The sequence below is a fragment of the Gillisia xinjiangensis genome, assembly GCF_046298265.1.
GTDB classification, from domain to species: Bacteria; Bacteroidota; Bacteroidia; order Flavobacteriales; family Flavobacteriaceae; genus Gillisia; species Gillisia xinjiangensis.
On record NZ_JBKAHK010000002.1, the window covers coordinates 621,150 to 640,608 of the forward strand.

Genomic DNA, 19,459 nt, shown 5'->3' on the forward strand with positions numbered 1-19,459 from the left:
ATTTCCGCAGAAAAACTAAATCAGCCTGTGAAGCTCATTTGAAAAAGGTTGATACGGGTATGTGTCTGTCTGGGTGGGGATTTTGGGCTAAGAAAAAGCTATTTATTTGGAAGGGGTTTATCCAGTGTAGCGGCAGTCTTTTCCAGTTCCATAAACCAATCTTCCCCGAATTTTCGGATAAGGGCTTCTTTTACAAATTTATAAACGGGCACCTGCAATTCTTTTCCAAGGGTGCAGGCATCATCACAAATTTCCCAATGGTGGTAATTTACGGCAGCAAATTCTGAATAATCCTGAACGCGTACCGGATATAAATGGCAGGAAACCGGTTTTTTCCATTTGATCTCGCCCTGGTTGTAAGCTTCTTCAATTCCGCAAAGTGCGGTTCCGCGATTATCAAAGGTGACATAGGCACAATCTGCACCATCTATAAGCGGAGTTTCAAATTCTCCATCTTCCCCAACTACCGATGTTCCTTGTCGCTCGATGGCTTCGATTCCTTTTTTTCTCAAAAATGGTTTTACCAATGGATAGATCTCTTCCAGGATCTTAGTCTCTTTTTCTTCCAGCGGCGCTCCGGCATCTCCAGCAATACAACATGCGCCTTTGCATGCAGAAAGGTTGCATAAAAAATCCTTTTGGACGATCTCCTCAGAGACAATTGTTTTTCCTATTTGAAACATGCCGCAAAGATATTTAATTATGACGGTTATATAGACCATTTTCCTTCAGAATTTCCAGTTGAGAATTTCCCTTAAAATAAGCCTTGAAATGGTTTTATTTCTGTTTTTAAAACTTATTTTTGCCGCAGTTAAAACCTGTTGTTATGATGCTGAATTTTAGAGAGATCGCCACCGCGAGTATGATCTTATTTGCTGTTATAGATATAATTGGGAGCATCCCAATTATTATCGATCTGCGAAAAAAAGCAGGTCACATTCAAAGTGAGAAAGCTTCGATTGTTGCCGGGATTCTGATGATTATGTTTTTGTTTGTAGGGAAACAAATTCTTAACCTTATTGGGATAGATGTGAATTCCTTTGCGGTTGCAGGTTCCTTTATCCTGTTTTTCCTTGCCCTGGAAATGATTTTAGGCATAACACTTTATAAAGATGAGGCTCCGGAAACCTCCGCTGTAGTTCCATTGGCATTTCCATTAATTGCAGGTGCCGGAACCATGACTACTTTGCTTTCATTGAGGGCTGAATATGAAACTATCAATATCGTGGCTGCAATTATTATTAATATTATTATTGTATTTGGGGTCCTTAAATCTTCAGGGAAAATTGAACATTTCCTTGGAAAACAGGGGATTAATGTGGTACGTAAAATATTTGGGGTAATTTTACTTGCAATAGCAGTGAAATTGTTTGCAGCGAATATTCAGAGTTTATTCATATAAAAATTAAAGATCATTTTTATGAAAATTTTCATCTTTATCCTAATTTTACTTTCTCTAGGCGTGATCGTTTACAATGCTACCATCCTCAATTTTAATGATTTGCTGGCCAAAGAGAGTTCCATAGCTCTTATTGGGATCCTTGGGGCTGCAATCGTGATTGTACTTCTTGGTATTCTGCTTACCTCAAAAGCGATTGATAAAAAGCATCGGAATAGTTAAAAGATTTTAATGTTTTTTTGGAGAAAGTGCCTCCGGCTGATACTGTCTTTTGCTTCCGGGATAAGCGAAAGAAAAAACTTACGCACAAATAAGTTTGTAGGGATAATCCTTCAACAAATTAGTTTCCTTCAAAAACAGGTTTGATTTCTTGAATATCAAAGGCCCGAACTTGCTGGTTTTGTACTAGAATAGGGCGAAATAGGTCACCACCGTAACCGGCAGTGCAGCGATCATTAGGATGATAAATATTTTATGGATCTTTCTAAAGATCAAAGCTCTTTTTAACTGGCTTTTAAACCTGGAATCTGGGGAGGATTTTATTTGTTCCTTGATGGCTTTTAGTGAAACATTGGAGGAATCTACCAAAATTTCCTTTTGAAGGAATAGTAATGCGCTGTTATCCAATAATCTAAAGCATACCGCGATTATGTAGAAAAAAAGCGGGGAGAGCAGTAAAAATATGGCTGTATAATCGTTGTAGGCATCCATTAATTACGAAGATACTAGTTTGGTTGAGATAATTCTATCACTTTTTTTATAATTCGGTCATCGTTATTGATTATCCGTTGAAATTTGTCATTCCCAAAGAGTTGTTGTGCCATAGAAGCCTTTAAGTATTTTTTTAACAAGGGTCTATATTCTTTTATCTTCATTGGAATATTTAGTTCTCCTGAAAATTGGAAAAAACCGGCCACCACTTCATCGGTAATCATTTCTTCCTGCTGAAACTCTTCCCAGGAAAGAGCATTGTAATAATCCCTGTTTTTTTCAAGCACTTCAAAAACGAATTTGCTTAAGAATCCCTGGCGTAAAAGGTAGGTGAGATTTTCGCTTTCAAAATTGATATCTTTTGGCACGAATACATCCGGGATAATCCCGCCTCCTCCATATACTATTTTTCCGCCGGGGGTAACATATTTCAGAGAATCTTTCACGTGAATACTGTCTGCATATACCAGTTCCCCGTTTTTATACCTGGAGGTGTAATCCCTGAAGTAGGACTCATTTCCCTCTTTATATGATTTTTGAATAGAGCGTCCGGTAGGGGTGTAATATCTTGCAATGGTAAGTCTTACCGCACTGCCGTCCCCAAGTTCCATCTCGCGCTGCACCAAACCTTTTCCATAAGAACGACGACCAATAATTGTTCCCCGGTCGTTATCCTGAAAAGCACCCGCTACGATCTCACTGGCCGATGCCGAATTCTCATTGATAAGCACAAATATTTCATTGTTTTCAAAAGCTCCTTCCCTACTGGAAAAAGTTTCTTCAATGGCGCCTTTTTTGTTTTTGGTGAAGAGGATTAGTTTTCCATCCTTTAAAAATTCATCTACCATATTTACGGCTTCAGCAAGATAACCTCCCGGATTGTCCCGAAGGTCCAACGCGATCTTTTCAGCTCCCTGTGATTTCAGGCGCATCAGGCTTTCTTTGAATTCCTTATAAGTAGTTTCTGAAAAGCGGTTGACCTTTATGTATCCAAGATCTTCGGTAAGCATATAAGCGGCATCCACACTCTTAAGCGGAACCCTTGCCCGGGTTACATCAAACTTTAACAGCTCCTTGATCCCTTTTCTAAAAATAGTGAGCATCACCTTTGTGTTTTCTTCACCTTTCAGCTTGGAAGTAAGGGAGTCATTGGTGATATTTTTGTTGAACAACTGCGCATCATTTGCGTACAGGATCCTATCCCCGCCGCGTATCCCAATCCTTTCGCTGGGGCCACCTTCCAAAGGCTGGATAACCACAATGGTATCATTTACCGTATAAAAACTTACTCCAATACCCACAAAATCACCCTGCATATTTTCGGTTACATTGGCATATTCGGTTTTGGGAATATAAACCGAATGCGGATCCAGATTTTCCAGGATCCTGTTTACGGTAACATCCACAATGCTATCTGTATTTACTTCATCTACATATTCATAATCTATGTAATCTATGAGGCGGGAGAGTTTTGCTTTCTTTGGATTTGAGGCAAACATCCCCTCGTTTGGCGAAAAGTCTAGCATAGCGCCCAGCAGAACTCCTGCTGCACAAGCCAGACCCAATAAAAAGGGAAAATATATTTTAGTGTTGTTTTTCAATTGTCAAGTTCGTTTACATGGCAGAGTTCTACTCCTGCCTTTTCCAGAAATTTAAGCCCGGAATTATCCTTATAATCCACCTGGTACACCAGCCTGGTAATTCCTGCCTGGTGAATAAGTTTACTGCAATCTTTGCAGGGGGACATCGTAATGTACAGCGTTGCTCCCTTGCAGGATTGCGTAGAGGAAGCCACTTTTAAAATAGCATTGGCTTCGGCGTGAAGCACATACCATTTGGTGTATCCTTCTTCATCTTCACAAAAATTCTCAAATCCGGTGGGGGTACCGTTATATCCGTCGGAAATTATCATCCGGTCTTTCACAATAAGCGCACCAACTTTTCTTCTTTTACAGTGGGAGAGTTCTCCCCATTCCCGGGCAATTCGAAGGTAAGCCTTGTCATACCTGAGTTGTTTTTTTTGCTGCATAGTTTATAAAGCCTGTATTAGTGGCTTTTAATATTTTTTAAAAACTTCAATTTATTTGCTGCTAAAATATTGCAGATCAATGTTTTCTACAATTTAATGCCGTTAAATTATTCTCAAATTGCAAGAAAATTTTCTTTCAAAATTGGGAGGATCATCCCAATGACTATAGCCGAAACAACCAGGATCCAGTCCCGGCGGTTCACCTTGAATATATTCTGAAAAATAAAAGCCAGGATGAGCACGCTAAAGGCAACGATGATTAGAGCTGCCTCAATTCCAAGGGCGAATTCTAGTAGTGGAAGAAACTTTTGTTCTTTGCTGCCGGCCACCATCTTGAAAAAGGTGGAAAATCCCAGTCCGTGAATAAGTCCAAAAAATGCGGTACTGATGTATAAAAGTGCCGGGTTTCGCTGTTTTTCTTTCTTCTTTGCGGTAAAAAGATTGAAAAGCGCAGTTACCAGAATAGTAACAGCTATCAATAATTCTATCCATTTACTGCTCGCGCTTACAACTCCGTAAACCGAAAGGAATAAGGCAACAGTATGGCCAATAAAAAATATGCTTACAAGCCATAATACTTGTTTCCACGAAGCAAAGCTGTAGGCTGCCACCAGTACAATAAGAAAAAGGATATGATCATAGGCATTCCAATCCAGCACATGTTCCAGTCCCAACCTGAAATATAACCAAAACTCTGACATAAATTCAATTTTGAGTAGCCCGAAAGTACGATATATTGTTAAAATGGCAAAAGGCCTAAAGTCTTGGGTTTGGGTTTGAAAATCTACTTTCCCACCAACTTATCCAAGGTTTTTTTGAACTTTGGATAAGTTAAACCGGAATCACCCAAACTAACCAGAACAGCAGAAATCTAATTTCCCACCAACTTTTCCAAAGTTTTTTTGACTTTGGAAAAGTTAAACGAAGTGCATACCCTGAAAAAAAATGGAGATAGGAAAAATCAAATGGCTTTTCTTAAATTAATTTCACGTCCTTTTAACAATATATGTGTTAAATTCAATGTTATTAAATCAATTTTTCAGTTGAGGTGAAACAGGCTAAAAATGGAAGGATGAGCATAGCTTTAGAACCAGATTCATTTTATCACATTTACAACCGGGCCAATGGCAATGAAAAATTATTTGCTTCCAAAGAGAACTATCGTTTCTTTTTGAAGCGGTACAGAGAATTGATTTCTCCTATTGCAGATTCATTCGCATACTGCCTAATGCCCAATCACTTTCATTTTCTTGTCAGAATAAAATCGGAAGAAGAATTGCGAACTTTTCCAAAGTTTCAAACTTTGGAAAAATTCCCCCTGGTCCTGAGTAAAAACTTCTCCAATTTATTCAGTTCCTACACCCAGGCTTATAATAAACAGCAGGGAAGGAAAGGAAGTTTGTTTATGAAGAATTTTAAACGAAAGCCAATCCTGAATGAGACTTATTTGAGAAAGCTAATACATTACATCCATTATAATCCGGTGAATCACAATTATTGTAAGGATATAGAAGAATGGGAGTTTTGTTCATACAAAACAATTATAACCTCTAAACCTACCATAATAAAAAGGGAAGAAGTCATTAGTTATTTTGATGACCTGGAAAATTTTATTTATTGTCACAAAAACCCACCGAAACTAACCGGAATCGAATAAATCATTCTTCTTTACCAACTTTTCCAAAGGTTTTTTTGACTTTGGAAAAGTTAACCGAGAATCCTCCGAAACTAAACAGAACATTAGGAATCTACCTTTCCACTAACTTTTCCAAAGTTTTTGAACTTTGGAAAAGTTAACAACAAAATGAGTGTCGCTGATAGTGTTGGATATTTAAAATCGAGTCGTACTAAATTGAATACCAAAACGAAAAGGAAGGGAATACGGGCTGGACACAACCAAAATAGGGGAAAATCTCAAAAAGTTTCCAATATCTTAAACAGGTTCTGAAAAACAAGATACTTTCAGGCATAATTCTCGGAAAACATGATTTTTTTATTTTTATCCGGCATCCATCATTTTCCGCTTCCTACAGGACCTTGTTGACTTCATTTCATAAATCCTTAAACCCATTTCGGGCATTAAAGAATATAATCGGTATTTACAAAATTAGAGTTTTTGGTTTCCAGCAGTTGCCGGAGGATATCATTATTGATCTCATTATCCTTAGCCGCTAAAAAGGTCCTTATTGAAAATGAGCGGAGGGCATCGTGAACACTTAGGGTTCCCACTGCAGAATCCTTCCGGCCGGTAAAAGGAAATACATCCGGGCCGCGCTGGCAGGAGCTGTTAAGGTTAACCCTGCATACCAGATTGACGAGCGTATCGATTAGTGGCGCGAGTTCTTTCACGTCTTTCCCAAACAGGCTTATTTGCTGACCGTAATTGGAATCGGCGATCTCATCCAGCAACTCCTGGATATCGGTAAAAGGTTTTATCGGGATTACAGGCCCAAACTGTTCTTCCTTATAAACCCTCATTTCCCTGGTAACAGGATATAAAACCGCCGGGTAGATATAATTTTCGGAGGCGTTTCCTCCTTTTTCATTTAAAATAACAGCACCTTTTTCCACCGCATCGGTGATAAGTTCCTGAATATACGAAGGTTTTCCGGGTTCAGGCAGTGGGGTAAGCATAACACCTTCCTCCCATGGATTACCAAATTTAAGTGCATCTACCCGGGCAGCATAACGTGAGTTGAATTCTTCCCTGATATCTTCATGCACATAGATAATCTTAAGCGCGGTACATCGTTGACCGTTAAAAGACAAGGTGCCGGAGATACATTCATCAATGGTGAGATCCAGGTCCGCATCGGGAAGGATGATCGCAGGATTTTTAGCCTCCAGACCTAAGATCAGGCGGAGTCTGTTTTTATGCGGATGCTGATCCTGAAGTGCTTTTGCCGAAGTAGAGTTCCCAATTAAGGCCAGGACATCAATCTTTCCAGAAGCCATGATGGGGGCGGCAATTTCCCGTCCCCGTCCGTATACAATGTTCAATACTCCTTTAGGAAAATTATCCCGGAAGGCTTCCATCAATGGAGAAAGAAGGAGGACACCGTGTTTCGCGGGTTTAAAAATGAGGGTATTTCCCATGATCAATGCCGGAATAAGCAGGGCAAAAGTTTCGTTCAAGGGGTAATTATAAGGTCCCAGGCACAGCACAACTCCCAAAGGACCTCTTCTTATATGTGCCCGCACATTGTCGCGTTTCAAAAATTTGGCACTGTCCCTATCCAGTTGCTTATAGTCTTCTATGGTGTCATTAATGTATTCCACGGTGCGGTCGAATTCCTTTTGAGAATCGGGCAGGGTTTTTCCTATTTCCCACATTAAAAGTTTCACCACTTCTTCCCGTTTGGTTTTCATTTGTGAGACAAAGCCTTCCATGCAGGCAATCCTTTCAGCAACTTTCATCGTGGGCCAGTCGCCCTGACCTTTGGAATAAGCATCACAGGCCCCCTTTAAAACTTCCAGCGCAGCGGCTTCATCCATATGCGGAACACTTCCCAGCAATGTAGGCTGGTAGGTTTCGGAGGTAGAGATCGTGGAATAAACCTCATCGGTAGCTCCATTCCACGGAATTAATTCTCCGTTGGAAAGATAGGTTTGCTGATGAACTAAGTCTGTGGTTGTGAATTTTCCGGGATCTTTCATTTTTAATGATTTTTAGATGGTTATTCTGAAAAGTATATCAAAAATTTTACACTCAACATATTTTCAAAAATAAAGTAACCCTATTTAAGCACCGTTTTTTTATGATAGTATTTAACACATCATTCATAAATGTTTAAATCAAAACATTAATAATCTTTTTGGTTACCTAGAACTGGTCGAACTGGAATTAAAGGATCCTTACCCCGAAAATTATCAGGCTATTGTAGATCAGGTGGACAGGGAAAATGAAAATGGATATTTACCTCCTTTAAAAACTTATATTGATAATATCTATCAATATGACAAAATATTTATAGGTTTTCCTACCTGGGACATGCAATTACCACCGCCAATGAAGAGCTTTTTGCATCAAACCGACCTTAGCGGCAAAACCGTTATTCCTTTCAGCACCCACGGGGGATATGATGTGGGTATTAGCTTTGAGACACTAAAACAGCTCTGTCCCGAAAGCGAGGTGTTGGAAGGCTTTTCGATAAAGGGCGGACCTGAAAGGGATGGAATTCTCCTGCCGGTAAAAGGGGAAAGAGCTAAAGAGACAGATACCAGGGTTCTAAAATGGTTGCAGGATATCTAAATTATATAAGTGCTTTTTTTCATGGTTTGATAATTCAAGCTGATTTATAACTTCAAAAATATTGAAGAAATTAAAAGTTAAAAGATGAATTTAATTTTTGTTCTTTATTTTTTTAGGCTTAATTTAAATGTTTTCTTATTTTTAAACAAAATCTTTTATTATGGCAGAATTCAATGTTACCATCAATGGAGAGAAACACAGGCTGGAGTTAGATCCTAATACTCCTTTACTCTGGGTTTTAAGAGACCATCTAAATTTACCAGGAACAAAATATGGGTGTGGAATTGCGCAATGCGGAGCCTGCACGGTCCATTTAAACGGTAATGCTGTTAGATCCTGCCAGCTTCCGATATCATCGGTAAAGGATAATAAAATAACCACTATAGAAGGACTTTCCGAAAACGGAGATCATCCTGTTCAAAAGGCATGGTTGGAGCACGATGTGCCTCAGTGCGGTTATTGCCAGGCAGGTCAGATTATGTCGGCCACTGCATTGCTGAAAAATAATCCCAATCCAAGCGATGAAGAGATCGAAAATGGAATGAACGGTAATATTTGCCGCTGTGGAACATATACCAGAATAAAAGCTGCCATTAAATCGGCTTCAGACTCTCAGATAGTTTAATTAAATCCGGAAAAAAATGAGTACAGTAAAAACAGGAATGGGCAGAAGATCTTTCATCAAAAATATGTCCCTTGCCGGAGGTGGATTATTGATTGGTTTCAATTGGCTGGCTTGTAAACGTGCGGCAGAGAAAGGCGGAGCAGAAATGGCTCTGGAAATGCCGGATGAATGGTTCGAAATGAATGGGTATCTTAAGATAGGTGATAACGGAATTGTAACAATTTATTCTCCAAACCCGGAAATCGGTCAAAACGTAAAGACTTCGATGCCTATGATCGTTGCCGAAGAACTGGATGTGGATTGGAACAATGTGATCGTAGAACAGGCACCTTTAAATACGGATATTTTTACAAGGCAATTGGCAGGAGGAAGTCAGTCTATCCGTCAGGGTTGGGAGCCGTTAAGAATGGCAGGAGCCACTGCGAGACAAATGTTGCTTACCGCTGCCGCAAATCAATGGGAAGTTCCGGTTTCCGAACTTTCTGTGGAAAAAGGAATTATTAAACACAAAGGTAGCGACAAGTCTATAGGCTACGGTGAAATTGCCAAAGTTGCCGCAAAAATTGAAGTTCCCGAAGAAGTTGTACTTAAAGAGAATAGTGACTTTAAAATAATAGGTACCTCCCGCAAAAATGTAGATGCAAAGAAAATAGTTACAGGCCAGCCTTTATTTGGGCTTGATGTTCAGCGTGATGGTATGCTTATCGCAATGATAGTTCAACCGCCTGCTTTTGGAATGGAATTAAAGTCCATGGATGCAGATAAGGTAAAGGAAATGCCCGGTATAAAAGATGTTTTCACGATAGAAACCTATCCGGAAGACATGGAAAAGGAATGGAGTGATACCACGTCCTTTCCCAAATTGGTAGTAGTGGTGGGTGATTCTACCTGGCAGGTGATGCAGGCTAAAAAAGCTTTAAAGATAGAATGGGATCTAAATCCCGAATTGACAAAGCAAATTGAAATTCTTGAAAAATCTGCTGGTCTTGCGGGATCAAGCGGACTTGAAAATACGGATATTCATTATTCACTAATGGCCGAAATTGGTGCCGACAAATCTGAAATGGTAAGAAGGGATGGAGATCCCGAGTCTGCTTTCAAAAATGCAGCACGGGTTATTGAACGTTCCTACACTTGCCCGTTTCTTGCTCACAATTGCATGGAGCCAATGAACTTTTTTGCCAATGTTTCAAATGGTAAAGCAGAGTTGTTGGGACCTATTCAAACTCCCGAGTTTGCTGAAAAAAGCGTGAGCAAACGCCTGGGGATGGACCTTGAAAATATAGATATACAAATGACCCGTATGGGAGGTGGTTTCGGCCGTAGGCTTTATGGACATTTCCTTGTAGAAGCTGCCGTTATTTCTAATAAAATGGGAGCGCCAATAAAACTTGTTTATACCCGGGAGGATGATATGACCAACGGCGTTTATCGACCCGCATACCATGTTACCTACCGTGCGGCTCTGGATGGGAATAATAATCTTACCGCATTTCATGTGAATGCAGGTGGTATTTCTGAAAGTCCTCTTTTTGCCAATCGTTTTCCTGCTGGGGCAATTGATAATTACCTTGCCGAGAGCTGGGCGATCGAATCGAATATTTCGATAGGTGCCTTCAGGGCTCCAAGATCAAATTTTATTGCGGGAGCAGAACAGTCATTTTTAGATGAACTCGCTGAAGAAATGGGAAAAGATCCTATTCAGTTTCGCCTGGATATGCTGAAACGTGCAGAAAATGATCCGGTAGGAGAGGAAAACGATTATGATCCGGCCCGTTATGCAGGTGTTTTAAAGCTGGTAAGGGATAAAGCCGGCTGGGATAACAGCAGTTCTACTTTAAACAGGGGAGTTGCTGCGTATTACTGCCATAATTCATACGTGGCGCAGGTCCTGGATATTAGCTTAAAAAATAATGAACCCGTCATAGATAAAGTTATTTGTGCGGTAGACTGCGGAATTGTGGTGAATCCTGATGCAGCCTTGAATATGGTAGAAGGTGGAACTATTGATGGGATTGGACATGCGTTGTATAGCGAGATAACATTTAAAGATGGTATTACCCAACAAAGCAATTTTGATACCTACAGGCTTATTCGTCATCAGGAAGCTCCAAGCAAAATTGAAGCGTATTTCGTCGATAACGGCATAGATCCTACGGGACTTGGAGAGCCGCCATTTCCGCCGGTGCAGGGGGCTTTGGCAAATGCACTTTACAAAGCAACAGGAAAAAGGTTTTATAAGCAACCCTTCATAACCGAATTGAAAAGTGCCAGTAGAGATTTGAAAACCTAACAGGATCGCTTTCAAATATGAAGTGAGCATAAAGTAAACACGATACTAACCCTGATGGAGCTATGCGAATTACTCCCGATAGCTATCGGGAGACCAATAAAAAACGCTTGTGTTGAGCGCAGTCGAAATAATAAGAATCTACATTTGAAAAAGATCAAATTTAAATGTTGGGTAGAAGACGAAGGCGAAAAATTTTATGGTCCCGGGCCTCATCAATTGATCAAAAGCATTCAGAAGGAAGGATCACTTTCAAAAGCTGCCGGGCAGATGAAGATGTCATATAAAAAAGCCTGGGATTTAGTTCAGCGATTAAATAATAAATCTGAAGAGCCCTGGGTTATTCTGAAAAAAGGCGGACAACATGGGGGCGGGGCTGAAATTACCCCGCATGCAATTAAAGCCATGCAGGAATACGAGAAATTACAACATAAAATCAGCGAGCTTCTTGAGCAGCAGGAAGGTTTTATTGAAGTTTTAAAATGAAGGATGTCTGAAAAGGTTTTTCAAACGTCATTCTGAACCTGCCCGTTCGTTCAAGCAGGTTTATTTCAGAATCTAATTGAGTATAATTCAAAATAAGTTAGAAGCTGAAACATCCCGATAGCTATCGGGACAGCTTGACGAAAACAGTTCTTTTCAGACAGTTTAAATACCGATATATACGCGAATACATAACGAAAATGGCAGCAAAAAGGAAAATATATCTCGACTACAATGCAACCACACCGGTTGATGTTAGAGTAGTTGATACCATGTTGCCATATTTTACTGAAAAATTCGGAAATGCCAGCAGTGACCATGTATTTGGTTGGGATACCGGGGAAGCGGTTGAAAATGCCCGGGAGCAAATCGCCGGGTTGCTAAATTGTAAACCCAGCGGTATCACTTTTACTTCTGGCGCTACAGAAGCCGCCAACCTTGCCCTATTTGGATTTTGCGAAAGAAACCAATCCAAAGGGAATCAAATTATAACTTGTAAAAACGAGCATAAAGCGATTCTGGATACAATGAATGCTCTGGAAAAAAAAGGTTTTGAGGTTACCTATCTGAACGTGGATATTGAAGGGAATATCGATCTCAAGGAATTAGAGCAGGCTGTTACTTCCAGGACAATTCTGGTTTGTCTAATGATGGCAAATAATGAAACCGGCTTGATCCACCCAATGAATGATATTGAAAAAATAGTTCATTCAAAAAAAGCGAAGCTTATGAGTGATATCACTCAGGCTGTGGGCAAGATTCCGATAGACCTAAAAAAGCTGAATTTAGATCTGGCGATCTTCTCTTCCCATAAGATTTACGGGCCCAAAGGTGTTGGTGCTTTATATATCAATAAAAAAAACAAAGTGGATATCAATCCTCATTTTTTTGGTGGCGGGCAGGAAAAAGGAATGCGTCCCGGCACAATGAATGTCCCCGGAATTGTAGGCTTTGGAAAAGCTGTTGAAATTGCCTTTTCTGAAATGGAAGGAGAATCAGCAAGAATTTTGAAATTGAAAAATAAGCTGGAAAACGACTTGAAAAATATCGAAGGCGCAATAATTAATTCTGAAGCTTGTGACCGACTTCCCAATACAACCAATATTTCATTTGAAAATATTGACGGCAATTCATTGCTACGAAAATTGAACAATCTTGCCATTTCGCGTGGTTCAGCCTGTACATCGAATACAATTCAGGCCTCCCATGTTTTAAAAGCAATGGGATTAAGCGATGAATTGGCGCTGTCGTCTTTTCGTATTAGTTTAGGGAGGGATACCAGCATTGAGGATATTGAAATTGCGGTAAAAGAGATAAATAAAACTGTAAATCAGCTAAAGAGAGCAATGGTATGAGGGAACTGGATGTCATCAGTTTAAAATATGAACTTCTTAAGGATCAGGGTGTGGATAGCGTTCTGGCCACTGTGGTTCATGTGGAGGGTTCCTCATATAGGAAAGCAGGAGCGAGAATGCTCATTGATGAATTTGGAAATATCACAGGGGCGATAAGCGGAGGCTGCCTGGAGGGCGATGCATTACGAAAAGCGCTTCATGCCTTGCATCAGCAAAAAAATAAACTGGTTACTTATGATACCAGCGATGAAGACGATGCAGTAATTGGCGCACAGTTAGGTTGCAATGGAATTATTCAGGTAATGTTTGAACCTTTGGATTATAAGGATGAACTTAATCCCTGTGAGTTGCTGAAAAAGCTAATTAATCAGAAGAATCCTCTGGCAATCGTGGTTCAGTTTAATCTGGATAAATCAAAAGATCAGCCTGGAACAAAATTGGTGATTTCTGAAAATTCAGAAGTTATTGGAAGTAATCCGGAAAGGGAAATATTCAATCATATCCTGGAACAAGCCCGGCTCACCCTGAAAAATAATAAATCTCATTTTGCTGAATATTTAATCGGCGAGGAAAGGCAGCATATTTTTATTCAGAATTATCAGCCGCCGGTAAAGCTTATCCTTGTTGGTGCCGGAAACGACGCTCAGATCCTGGCGCAGCAGGCCGATGTGCTGGGTTGGGATGTCGTAGTGACCGATGGCCGGCCCACCCACGCGAACAAAGAACGCTTTACTTCCTCCTGCCAGATAATCGTATCAAAACCAGAACAAACCCTGGAAAATATTGAAATTGACCATCGCAGCTGTTTTGTACTGATGAGCCATAATTACAATTATGATATGGCGGTATTGAAGTTGCTTTTAGCAGAAAAGACAATCCCATACATTGGAATTCTAGGTCCGTTAAAAAAGTACCAGCGTATGCTGAATGATTTAGAGGTTGAAGGATTTGATCTTACGACGGAAGAATTAAAAAAAATATATGCCCCGGTGGGGCTGGAAATTGGGGCAGAGACTCCGGCAGAGATCGGACTTTCAATTTTAGCTGAAATTCAATCGGTTTTAATGGGAAAGACTGCCAGATCTTTAAAGGAGAAAACCACTCCTATTCATGAGAAAAAGGAGAATCAATTTAAGCAGGTTCACATTTGAAGAAAAACACGAAAATAGGGGTTATAATTCTGGCCGCCGGAGCTTCCAGCCGACTTGGATATCCAAAACAGCTGGTGGAATTTAAAGGGATTTCCCTGCTTCAGCATAGTATTGATGTTGCGGAATCGCTGGAATTTGATGTCAAAATCCTTGTTTTAGGCGCAAAGGAGGATGAAATCAATAAGAAAATCAACAGCAGGAATTTTGAATTGGTGATCAACGAAAACTGGGAAGAAGGAATGTCCACGAGTATCAGGAAAGGAATTTCTGAAGCTCTAAGAATTGAAAGGGAACTGGAACATATTCTTATGCTGCTTTCAGATCAGCCTTTTGTAAATAAAGAAAAAATTCAGGAGTTGATAAGAGTTCAACTGAATAACAATAAGCAGGCGACATTTTCAGAATATGCAGGGGATGTTGGAGTTCCTGCCATCTTTTCCAGGGAAATTTTTTCAGAATTAAAAAAGCTGAAGGGAGATCAGGGGGCTAAAAAATTGATATATAAAAATGATTTTCAATTTGGGACAGTCCATTTTGAAAATGGAAATTTTGATGTGGATACCACTGCAGATGTGGAATTGCTAAAACGAATGGAAGAAGAATGAAGCTGACTAAAAATTATTTTGGAATAACTGCTGAAACCCCGGTTAAAAAAGGGGATACAGTAAAATGTTTCTTAATTTCCTGATATGCCCATAGAATATCTCCCGTACATATTTTTCTTCATTGCATTATTTTACAGTTCCGTAGGTTTTGGTGGCGGATCCAGTTACCTGGCCATCTTAAGTCTTTTTCTCACCGATTTTTATGAAATACGCTCTACGGCCCTTGTGCTGAATATTTGCGTGGTGAGCATTGGCACGATCATGTTCATAAGGCACCGGATATTTAATTTCAAATTATTCTGGCCATTTATGCTATTCAGTATACCGCTTGCATTCCTGGGTGCGCAGCTCAGGCTTTCACAGACAATCTTTTTCCTGATCCTGGGTTCTGCCTTAATCCTTTCCGGATTATTCCTGACCCTGAAATATCTGCAGAAAAAAATCGAATCAAAGAAGTTCTCCAATCCTAAGAAATTTATGCTGGGAGGTTTTGTAGGATTGCTTTCCGGGATTTCCGGGATAGGGGGTGGGATATTTTTATCTCCGGTGCTTAACATCCTGAAATGGGCAAATCCAAGGATAATCGCATCCCTGGCTTCGGTATTTATTTTGGTGAATTCGGTTGCGGGCCTGGTAGGTTTAAACGTGGCAGGGACTTTTCAAATAAACTATAACCTCATTTTTCAACTTATTATTGCCGTTGTTCTGGGAGGGAGTATTGGATCCTATCTTTCCAGTAAAAGATTCAATCTGAAATTTCTGGGAATTCTTACTGCCATTCTTGTATTCTATGTGGGTCTCCGACTGATATTATTGCACGGGTTTGGGATTAAGATTTAGCGGTTTTAGGTAAAAAGAATTATGAATAGGTTCAGGCTGTTCTGCTCCATCTTACAGTCCGTTTAGCCATTCGAGATTTCGTTTGTCCATAGCTTCCTGAGAAATCAATCGTCCATTTTTAATGTCCGTTTCACTCATTTCGAGCATTTTTTTTTGTTCAGTGGTTAATTCCACAATTTCGGTATCTGCTGATCTTGAGGAAATCAGATTATCAAGTGCTATCAGGAAATCCTTAGGCTTGTGTAAGGTTTAAGCTTGTTATACTCTGGGTTTTTTTGGAAATAAAAAAAGGGGCTAATTTTTATTAACCCCCCCTTCCCCTCTTTCCTTCTAATCTAATTACTTAATTCCGTCATTAATGTGAACGTGTAGGACCAGGAATCATCTACGGTGTCAAACCACTTTACCCACATTTCATCTGCTTTTTCTTCACCTACAGCATCTGTATAGATTTTTGCGGGGCTATCTCTTGAAATATCTAAGTCTGCATACTTAGTAAATGGCAATACGACCATATATTCCGGAGACTCTGGCCCTCCAAATTGAAAGTCATACCAAACAGCACGCGGAGTCCCTTCTTTTTCCTTAATAGAATTACTAACAGCACTTATAACCTGTTCAAAGGCATAACCTTTATTGACCTTATAATACGTTACCCTGCAATATTTGGCATCGTCAGGCCATGATCTGCTGTAATCAGGCATTGTTTTAGCAATAGTCTGATCTACTTTTTCAACGTGTGGCCAAATAAAGTTCACTATGGTCATATAGCAGTCTTTTCCACGCTCATCCTCTTTGTCCAATTCTGCCCAATTTGGCATGTTTCCAGTCATAACATATACGTTTCCTTCTCCCTGGTCTCTACGCCACATACTCCAATTATTTTCTCCCTTATCTTTCAGATAGCATTCTTTCCAAAGTTTTACACCTTCCATAAATTGTGCATTGTGACCACTTTTAACGGTAATTTCCGATGCAGTTAAAAGTGTGGCTTCATTGTTTTGAGCAGTAAGGATATTGCTGCAAAAAATCGCAATAATAAATGTGCTCATGATAAGTCTGGTTGTTTTCATAATACAAGTGATTTAGTTAGTTTAAAAATGTGATATTTCACAGGTATAAGTAACTGTTATTCAGTCAGAATTATAACCAATTAAGGACGAAAGCCTCTATTTGCTGTCCGAAAAGCTGGAATTATTTAACAAAACAATTAAATGGTTTGTATCCGCTTAAACAGTTCTTCTATTAGAAATTAGCCAATGCTCTTGGAAATCAAATAGCGTGGAGTAGGGAGTTATCGGGATTGTTGGCCAGGTTGTTTGTTCGTTTATATCTAAAATTTTTTCAATTTATGCCAGTTTTTATTTTCCTGAATTTACTAAGCGCCTTGTGATGCATCTTATTTCTTCAGACATCGTCCTCTGGGCTCATCAGCCTCATGGAGCACAATTTCGGAATGCAGGAACTGTGCAGCCTCTGCTGAATCTTTCACTTTGGAAGCACTGCGTTCAAACATTTCTGATTCAAATCCGGTCAATACACTTTCCCGCATTCCAGCTTCTCGCCATTGGGATAAAGGTCTGCAACCTCTATGGATTCCCCGTGCCAGCGCTAGTGCATCCAGCAGCGCTTGATTCGCCCCTTGTCCTTTGAATGGACTCATTGGGTGAGCCGCATCTCCCATCAGCGTCACTTTCCCCCATTTCTCCAGCAATTCTGTTTCGGGTAATTCCCGGTCATACACCGGATAGCCGGAAACCTGAGCTTCCAGGGTCGCCGCTAAAATCTGGGGAATGGGATCGTGCCACTGAGTTCTGCGACAGGCTTCTTCCTTGAGTGCCTGAGCTCCCTTCGCACTTAAGACCTTAGCCTCGTTTTCCGGCATAGGGAAGCTAAGTTGCCACATCACCGAATCTGAAGTATAAGGCATCATGTAGATCCGCTCATTGCCATTGGCTGTTTGAAATACAGTGGCCGAGTCCAGCAATGAACTATCAAAACCTTCAAGAGCCGTCAAGGGACAAATACCTAAAATCACAATACAACCGAGGTAACGTAAAGGGGTACTGTCCTCACCAAGCAGCAACCTCCGCACCGAACTACGAATACCATCGGCTCCAACCACAAGATCCGCCCTGGAGCTTTTCATCTCCCCGTCTACCTGAAAGCTTAAAGCAACACCTTCACCCTCACATTCCTTAAAATCCATTAACTGGTGCCCCCATTGTACCGCATCATGTCCACCGAGTTGCTCAAGTAAAGCTAAGCGCAAAGACTGCCTTGAGATATGCACATTTGTACGTTTCGGCGATGTTTTCGCATCAGACGCTATCCACTTTCTATTCCCCCATTCCCCGATCACTTTTCCTTCTGTAGTATAAACCACATGTCTTGTTGAAATAACCCCTTCTTCCAATGAGAAAATACCCAATCCCTGGATCGCTTTACTGGCTTGTTGCAAAGTGAGTCCATATCCCTGAGATCGGGCATCGAAACCGCTATCGCGCTCATAAAGGGTAAATGGGATCCCGCGATGCAAACAAGCCACAGCTAAAGCCACTCCTCCTATACCACCACCAATAATAGCAACATGTGGGTAGTTATCTTTATCCGCTATAGGTTGGCTGGCAGAAGAAATTAACCCGGATCCGCCACAGTTCAAGCATGAGTACAAATGACCCTTAGGACGAACTGGAGCCGTCCCTTCATTATTCGTTTTTTCAAATTGATTGAATTCCTTCTGGTATTGGAGTCTCACTTTCTTGCGGAGCCTCTGACTTTTTTTCCCGCGTCCCTGGCATTCCGTACATATAGTCCAGCTTGTGGCTGAATTTTCAATCTTCTTCAATTCCTCATTATTTAACGTGTTCCCGACTCCCATCTACAGGAAAAACCTGGCCGACGGGTTTGACCAGATTTTGTGGTATTCGTATAATAGACAAATTTTTAGAAAAGCATAAAATTGAAGCCTTTTTTATCCTCATTGAAGGTTAACCCGAGGTTTTTGATTTTATTTGTCAAAAAGCTAAATCAAAAAGGATTTAGCGATCCGGCAAAGATAGAATAAACAATGGAGTTAGAAATGTAGCGTAGATTAGGGACGTTCCCGATTTTTTTGAAATTTGTGATTTCTGAACTGCAATTAATTCTCCGAGTTACTCCTGGGTCAGTTGTCTTTACTTTTTGGCTCCTTTTATCATTTCCCCAAAACATCCAGTTTCAGGTCAAATTCATACTTGTCACGTGCTTTTGTTGCAACCTATCCAATATGTTTGTCTTTCATTTGGTCGAGCTTTCATTTTTTCTTCTTGGTTTTCATAACATTTGATTTTATTGATTAAAATATTCGTCCCTTATCTGTTTTGCATTCTCAATTTCAGCTTTTGGTGCTTTATAGACTTTTTAAAAATTCTGTGTGTTGAGATGACCAAAATCTCTGATCTGTCCCTTCTATCCCAAAATTCCAATAACCTGTATTGAAGTAGGCTGTACATTCGATTGCTAAGCTATTTTAGAGGATACTTATGTGTTTTTTTAAGAATGGATACTCGTGCACTGGGTAGCGAAAGTATTTCAGAGTAGGACTGTGATAGACTGGTTTTTGTATTTTCAAATCTTCAAAAAGGAATAATTCTATACCTTCCTCCTCGAATTAGATCTACGGAATTTTTTATAGGAGCCTGGGAATTAATTTTTATTCTGAACAAAAAAACCCGTCC

General features: G+C 40.1%; 20 protein-coding genes. 11 read left to right on the top strand and 9 right to left on the bottom strand.

The features are described from left to right. Positions 1-98 precede the first annotated feature (98 nt). Positions 99-683, bottom strand: a complete 585-nt coding sequence (locus tag ACKGJN_RS03875) for a DUF3109 family protein (RefSeq protein ID WP_409538112.1) — start codon at positions 681-683, stop codon at positions 99-101. A 143-nt stretch (positions 684-826) separates the two neighbouring features. On the opposite strand from ACKGJN_RS03875, the gene ACKGJN_RS03880 reads away from it, so the two are divergent. Then, positions 827-1,402 carry a MarC family protein gene (locus tag ACKGJN_RS03880; protein WP_409538382.1) on the top strand — a complete coding sequence of 192 codons (576 nt, stop codon included), beginning with the start codon at positions 827-829 and terminating at the stop codon, positions 1,400-1,402. A gap of 18 nt (positions 1,403-1,420) precedes the next feature. Further along, complete coding sequence (locus ACKGJN_RS03885) at positions 1,421-1,621, top strand: hypothetical protein (RefSeq protein ID WP_409538113.1); 201 nt, start codon at positions 1,421-1,423, stop codon at positions 1,619-1,621. 183 nt (positions 1,622-1,804) lie between these two features. Here ACKGJN_RS03885 and ACKGJN_RS03890 read toward each other — a convergent pair whose 3' ends face one another. The 4 genes from ACKGJN_RS03890 to ACKGJN_RS03905 form a co-directional block, all read right to left on the bottom strand. Further along, on the bottom strand, positions 1,805-2,110 hold the full coding sequence (locus ACKGJN_RS03890; protein WP_409538114.1) for a hypothetical protein: 306 nt from the start codon (positions 2,108-2,110) through the stop codon (positions 1,805-1,807). Between the two features lie 14 nt (positions 2,111-2,124). Next, entirely contained in the window at positions 2,125-3,711 is a 1,587-nt protein-coding gene (locus tag ACKGJN_RS03895) for a S41 family peptidase (RefSeq protein ID WP_409538115.1), read from the bottom strand. Next, complete coding sequence (locus tag ACKGJN_RS03900; RefSeq protein ID WP_409538116.1) at positions 3,708-4,139, bottom strand: deoxycytidylate deaminase; 432 nt, start codon at positions 4,137-4,139, stop codon at positions 3,708-3,710. Before ACKGJN_RS03900 ends, ACKGJN_RS03895 begins: the two co-directional genes overlap by 4 nt. Before the next feature lie 113 nt (positions 4,140-4,252). Beyond that, a complete protein-coding gene (locus ACKGJN_RS03905; RefSeq protein WP_409538117.1) occupies positions 4,253-4,840 on the bottom strand; it encodes a HupE/UreJ family protein in 588 nt (195 codons plus the stop codon). A 371-nt stretch (positions 4,841-5,211) separates the two neighbouring features. On the opposite strand from ACKGJN_RS03905, the gene ACKGJN_RS03910 reads away from it, so the two are divergent. Next, complete coding sequence (locus tag ACKGJN_RS03910; protein ID WP_409538118.1) at positions 5,212-5,796, top strand: transposase; 585 nt, start codon at positions 5,212-5,214, stop codon at positions 5,794-5,796. Between the two features lie 422 nt (positions 5,797-6,218). On the opposite strand, the gene ACKGJN_RS03915 is transcribed toward ACKGJN_RS03910, so the two are convergent. Then, positions 6,219-7,796 (bottom strand): NADP-dependent glyceraldehyde-3-phosphate dehydrogenase, encoded by a 1,578-nt coding sequence (locus ACKGJN_RS03915; protein WP_409538119.1) that lies wholly within the window; start codon positions 7,794-7,796, stop codon positions 6,219-6,221. A 232-nt stretch (positions 7,797-8,028) separates the two neighbouring features. Here ACKGJN_RS03915 and ACKGJN_RS03920 point away from each other — a divergent pair, with 232 nt between their 5' ends. From ACKGJN_RS03920 to ACKGJN_RS03955, 8 genes are all read left to right on the top strand, one after another. After that, positions 8,029-8,391 (top strand): flavodoxin family protein, encoded by a 363-nt coding sequence (locus tag ACKGJN_RS03920; RefSeq protein ID WP_409538120.1) that lies wholly within the window; start codon positions 8,029-8,031, stop codon positions 8,389-8,391. Positions 8,392-8,551: 160 nt separating this feature from the next. After that, the gene (locus ACKGJN_RS03925; RefSeq protein ID WP_409538121.1) at positions 8,552-9,016 is read left to right on the top strand and encodes a (2Fe-2S)-binding protein; all 465 of its coding nucleotides are present in this window, start codon (positions 8,552-8,554) and stop codon (positions 9,014-9,016) included. Positions 9,017-9,032: 16 nt separating this feature from the next. Next, the gene (locus ACKGJN_RS03930) at positions 9,033-11,309 is read left to right on the top strand and encodes a xanthine dehydrogenase family protein molybdopterin-binding subunit (protein ID WP_409538122.1); all 2,277 of its coding nucleotides are present in this window, start codon (positions 9,033-9,035) and stop codon (positions 11,307-11,309) included. A 144-nt stretch (positions 11,310-11,453) separates the two neighbouring features. Continuing rightward, positions 11,454-11,792 carry a winged helix-turn-helix domain-containing protein gene (locus tag ACKGJN_RS03935; protein WP_409538123.1) on the top strand — a complete coding sequence of 113 codons (339 nt, stop codon included), beginning with the start codon at positions 11,454-11,456 and terminating at the stop codon, positions 11,790-11,792. Between the two features lie 197 nt (positions 11,793-11,989). Continuing rightward, positions 11,990-13,144 (top strand): cysteine desulfurase family protein, encoded by a 1,155-nt coding sequence (locus ACKGJN_RS03940; RefSeq protein ID WP_409538124.1) that lies wholly within the window; start codon positions 11,990-11,992, stop codon positions 13,142-13,144. Beyond that, positions 13,141-14,295 (top strand): XdhC family protein, encoded by a 1,155-nt coding sequence (locus ACKGJN_RS03945; protein WP_409538125.1) that lies wholly within the window; start codon positions 13,141-13,143, stop codon positions 14,293-14,295. The genes ACKGJN_RS03940 and ACKGJN_RS03945 overlap by 4 nt, the downstream gene beginning before the upstream one ends. Further along, complete coding sequence (locus ACKGJN_RS03950; protein ID WP_409538126.1) at positions 14,292-14,900, top strand: nucleotidyltransferase family protein; 609 nt, start codon at positions 14,292-14,294, stop codon at positions 14,898-14,900. The genes ACKGJN_RS03945 and ACKGJN_RS03950 overlap by 4 nt, the downstream gene beginning before the upstream one ends. Before the next feature lie 84 nt (positions 14,901-14,984). Further along, entirely contained in the window at positions 14,985-15,740 is a 756-nt protein-coding gene (locus tag ACKGJN_RS03955) for a TSUP family transporter (protein WP_409538127.1), read from the top strand. A 51-nt stretch (positions 15,741-15,791) separates the two neighbouring features. Here ACKGJN_RS03955 and ACKGJN_RS03960 read toward each other — a convergent pair whose 3' ends face one another. From ACKGJN_RS03960 to ACKGJN_RS03970, 3 genes are all read right to left on the bottom strand, one after another. Further along, positions 15,792-15,914, bottom strand: a complete 123-nt coding sequence (locus ACKGJN_RS03960) for a hypothetical protein (RefSeq protein WP_409538129.1) — start codon at positions 15,912-15,914, stop codon at positions 15,792-15,794. A gap of 161 nt (positions 15,915-16,075) precedes the next feature. Beyond that, positions 16,076-16,813 carry a hypothetical protein gene (locus ACKGJN_RS03965; RefSeq protein WP_409538130.1) on the bottom strand — a complete coding sequence of 246 codons (738 nt, stop codon included), beginning with the start codon at positions 16,811-16,813 and terminating at the stop codon, positions 16,076-16,078. A 326-nt stretch (positions 16,814-17,139) separates the two neighbouring features. After that, complete coding sequence (locus ACKGJN_RS03970; protein ID WP_409538131.1) at positions 17,140-18,621, bottom strand: FAD-dependent oxidoreductase; 1,482 nt, start codon at positions 18,619-18,621, stop codon at positions 17,140-17,142. Between the last annotated feature and the right edge of the window lie 838 nt (positions 18,622-19,459).